The organism is Caulobacter sp. B11, from assembly GCF_002737765.1.
Lineage (GTDB): Bacteria > Pseudomonadota > Alphaproteobacteria > Caulobacterales > Caulobacteraceae > Caulobacter.
The window spans coordinates 1-3,011 of the sequence record NZ_PEGG01000360.1 but is presented as its reverse complement, the minus strand read 5'-3'; the positions used below and the strand labels follow the sequence as shown (position 1 = coordinate 3,011).

Sequence of the window (3,011 nt, the reverse complement as noted above, 5' to 3'; positions counted from 1 at the left end):
TGACGCCCCCCCCCGATGATTGAGCACAGCGGCGTCCCTTGATGCACCTCGCCCGCCTGACTGCGCTTTCACGGCGGCGGGCGGACCCCGGCGGATCACCGCCGTTCCGGGATGACCAGAAAACCATAGCCCCTCGTCCTGCCGCTCCGCTAAGACGGGATCACGAGCAACCCTGCGAAGGCCACATGAGCGATACGCCCCTGGTGAGCTGCCTGACGGTGACCCAGTGCACCTGGCTGCGCTTCGCGTTCCTCCAGAACGCGATCGGCGACTATTGCCGGCAAACCCATGCGGCGCGCGAACTGGTCATCGTCCTCGATCCTGGGGCGGACGAGGCGCGCCAAGCCATCCTCGACCATGTCGCGGGCCTGGGACGGGACGATATCCGCATTGTTCGAAGGTCGTCCCGCGCCTCGCTGGCGGCTTGCGCAATCAATCGGCGGCCGCCGCGCGGGGCGACGTCCTTTGCCAGTGGGACGACGACGATCATCCGACGCGAATCGCGGCGCAGCTGAAGGCGCTGATCGACGGCCAGAATGACGCCGTCTGCCTGCAGGACCTGATGCAGTACTTCCCGGCGGCCCGGTCGCTCTATTGCACCAACTGGCGCGCCACCGAGCACGGGTCGATGCCGGGCACCCTGATGTTCCGCGCCTCGGCCCAGGTCCCCTATCCCGAAACCGGCGACACCGCCCGTCTTGCCGAGGACTCCGCCGTGCACCGGGCCTATAGCCAGCGCCAGGCCATGGGCGCCCTGGCGGGCGCGCCGCATCTCTATGTCTATGTCAGCCATGGCGCCAATTCCTGGCACCAGGGCCACCACCGCATGCTGGCCGACGAGCTGGGCATTTCGGCGGGCCTGCTGCGCCGACGCGAGGCCGCGATTCGGGAGGGTCTTAGCGTCTTCGATTTCGGGCCCGAACCGGTCTCGGTCGTCGGCCCGTCGGGCCTGGCCTTCATCCTCAACCCATAGGCCTCGGCCGCGTCAGTCGAGCCGGATGACCTCGACATATTCGCTATAGACGAGGTCGCCTGTCGCCAGGTCGTGGAAGGCGTAACGGGTTCCGCCGCCCTCGATCGCCACAAGCAGGTGCCAAGCCTTCGGCAATCGAATGGATCCAGGACCGCTAAACAAACGGGGCGGCCGTTCCACGACCATGCGGTGGTCCACCTGACCGGCAAAACAGTCTCGCCACAATGGATCCGTACCGCCAAGAGAGAGGTCCCAACTGGCCAAGTCGAAGGGTGTCCACCCGGTCTCCTCGAGCCAAACCTCGAGCCAGGTATGGAAACCTCCGGGACCAGCATAGAGCAGGTATCCGGTGACCAGTCGTGCAGGAATTCCAACGGCTCGGCAAAGCGATACCATCAACGCAGATCCGAACTGACAATTGTAAATCCGCTGATCCAGTACGTCGTCCAACGGTTTGTGGGGATCGACCGAGTCGTAGTGCTTGCCGGAAACGACGAACCCGTCCTGCACATAGCGCCAGAAGAGCAGGGCCAGTCTGGACGGCCGGGTCTCGCCGTCAGCGATGGTCCTGGCCAAAGCCGAAATCCGTGGACTGACATGAATCAGGCCCTCGGCTGACCGTAAATAGAGAGCTGCATCAGCCTCGTTCAGCTGTCGCGCTGTGCCCTCGGTCGGACCAACCCCTCGGGCTGTGAACCTGAGATCAGCCGACACCGTGACCTCGTCTGGCGCTGGCAGGTCCAGTCGCGCATCCAGATAACCGACAGCCTGATGGACCGACGCGGTGACCCCGATCGACGGCTCGATAACCACGCTAAGGTCGGTCAGGGCTGCGTCCTCGATCGGAAGAGGCAATCTGAGTCGTGCGCGCCCAGACGATGGCAAGGCTCGCGTGTTGTATGTACGGGACAACTTGACCTGATAGCGGCGGGGGCCGAGATCAATTGGACTAGGCGGTAGGCTGAAATCGCCGCCGCCTATTCGACCGTCCCAGACCATGGCCCTGCCGGTCGGCACACAGCGCGTCGCCCAAAAATCGTTTGCGCCATTCAGGCCAGCCTGGCGCGTAAATGTATAGACTTCGACCGGGTCAAAGAGTCTTTCACCATCGCCGACGTCTCGAAACGGGAGACCTGCGGCGACCAGCGCATCAAGAGCCGCGGCCGCACTCTGCCTAGACTCCGCAAACTCCCCCCGGATGCACTCTTGGCGCCAACCTTGGGCCATCAAAAATTCGAGGATCAGCGGCTCGGCGATCGTACGGTACCGCGCCATCGCATCGTCGCCTGAACGCTCCATTCCCACTCCTCGCGCGTCCCGCCGCACCGCCCCCCTCCTTGTCACGCCCGTCGCCGCAGGAAAAGTCCCGCGAGGGCGCTGAAGCTTGACGACAGGTCCGCGCCCGCGAGGTTAAACTTCGCCCCTCGATCCCCGACCGGAGTCATCGCCTTGCTGTTGAGTTTGTCCCTGCCGATCATCAATCCTTTCATGACGACGGCGACGATCGAGGTCCTGCACGTCGCGGTGGGCGATTTGCTTCCGCTCGGCTCCAAGCTGATGGATCTGAAGGTCGACCTCAGCGCCGCGGCGCCGCACGACTGTCCGCCGATCGCCTCCTATCGATTGGCCGTTCGGGACGCGGTCTATCTTCGCCGCCTGGATGTGATCCAGGGCCAGGAATACCCGGTGGGAGCCTCGCTCGCCCTGTTCAGCACGACGCCGGACGAGCCCTTGGACGCGGAGCCGACCCGCGCCCTTCGCCTGTCGACGGCCGGCATCATGCAGGCCTTCAGCTGGGACGAGGTCTAGGCTTGATCTCCACGCCCCTGCATCTGGGCCCGATGACCGCCGGGGCCTTGACGGTCGCGCGATCGGGCGTCCGGTGGCTGTGCCCGGATGGTCACCTGTGTCAGCCGGGCGAGGTCATCGCCTTCTGCAATATGGGCCTGGTCTCCTCGACAGGGTCGACGCCGACGGACGGCCCCTTCCTGGACGAGCTTTCGCGACTTCCAGGCCGCCCTGGCCCCGCGCGTGGCCG

The 3,011-nt window shown here is 65.1% G+C and carries 5 protein-coding genes; 4 read left to right on the top strand and 1 reads right to left on the bottom strand.

Annotated features, from left to right (window positions below; all coding sequences use genetic code 11):
• The first annotated feature begins 185 nt into the window (after positions 1-185).
• Both CSW58_RS14180 and CSW58_RS12720 read left to right on the top strand, forming a co-directional pair.
• Positions 186-515 carry a hypothetical protein gene (locus tag CSW58_RS14180; RefSeq protein ID WP_161494619.1) on the top strand — a complete coding sequence of 110 codons (330 nt, stop codon included), beginning with the start codon at positions 186-188 and terminating at the stop codon, positions 513-515.
• Positions 425-973 carry a hypothetical protein gene (locus CSW58_RS12720; protein WP_099447532.1) on the top strand — a complete coding sequence of 183 codons (549 nt, stop codon included), beginning with the start codon at positions 425-427 and terminating at the stop codon, positions 971-973. Before CSW58_RS14180 ends, CSW58_RS12720 begins: the two co-directional genes overlap by 91 nt.
• Before the next feature lie 12 nt (positions 974-985).
• Here the strand turns inward: CSW58_RS12720 and CSW58_RS12715 are convergent, their stop codons facing one another.
• The gene (locus tag CSW58_RS12715; RefSeq protein WP_143755207.1) at positions 986-2,272 is read right to left on the bottom strand and encodes a transglutaminase family protein; all 1,287 of its coding nucleotides are present in this window, start codon (positions 2,270-2,272) and stop codon (positions 986-988) included.
• 150 nt (positions 2,273-2,422) lie between these two features.
• Here CSW58_RS12715 and CSW58_RS12710 point away from each other — a divergent pair, with 150 nt between their 5' ends.
• Both CSW58_RS12710 and CSW58_RS15485 read left to right on the top strand, forming a co-directional pair.
• Positions 2,423-2,782: a hypothetical protein gene (locus tag CSW58_RS12710; RefSeq protein ID WP_201721671.1), complete on the top strand. Its 360-nt coding sequence runs from the start codon at positions 2,423-2,425 to the stop codon at positions 2,780-2,782.
• A gap of 2 nt (positions 2,783-2,784) precedes the next feature.
• Positions 2,785-3,011 (top strand): hypothetical protein (locus tag CSW58_RS15485; RefSeq protein WP_236627823.1); only part of this gene is annotated, 227 nt, incomplete at its 3' end.

Bases quoted from the DNA above. Each gene is read 5' to 3' on its own strand.
- CSW58_RS14180 (WP_161494619.1), top strand. From the start codon at position 186: ATGAGCGATACGCCCCTGGTGAGCTGCCTGACGGTGACCCAGTGCACC.
- CSW58_RS12715 (WP_143755207.1), bottom strand. From the start codon at position 2,272: ATGGAGCGTTCAGGCGACGATGCGATGGCGCGGTACCGTACGATCGCC.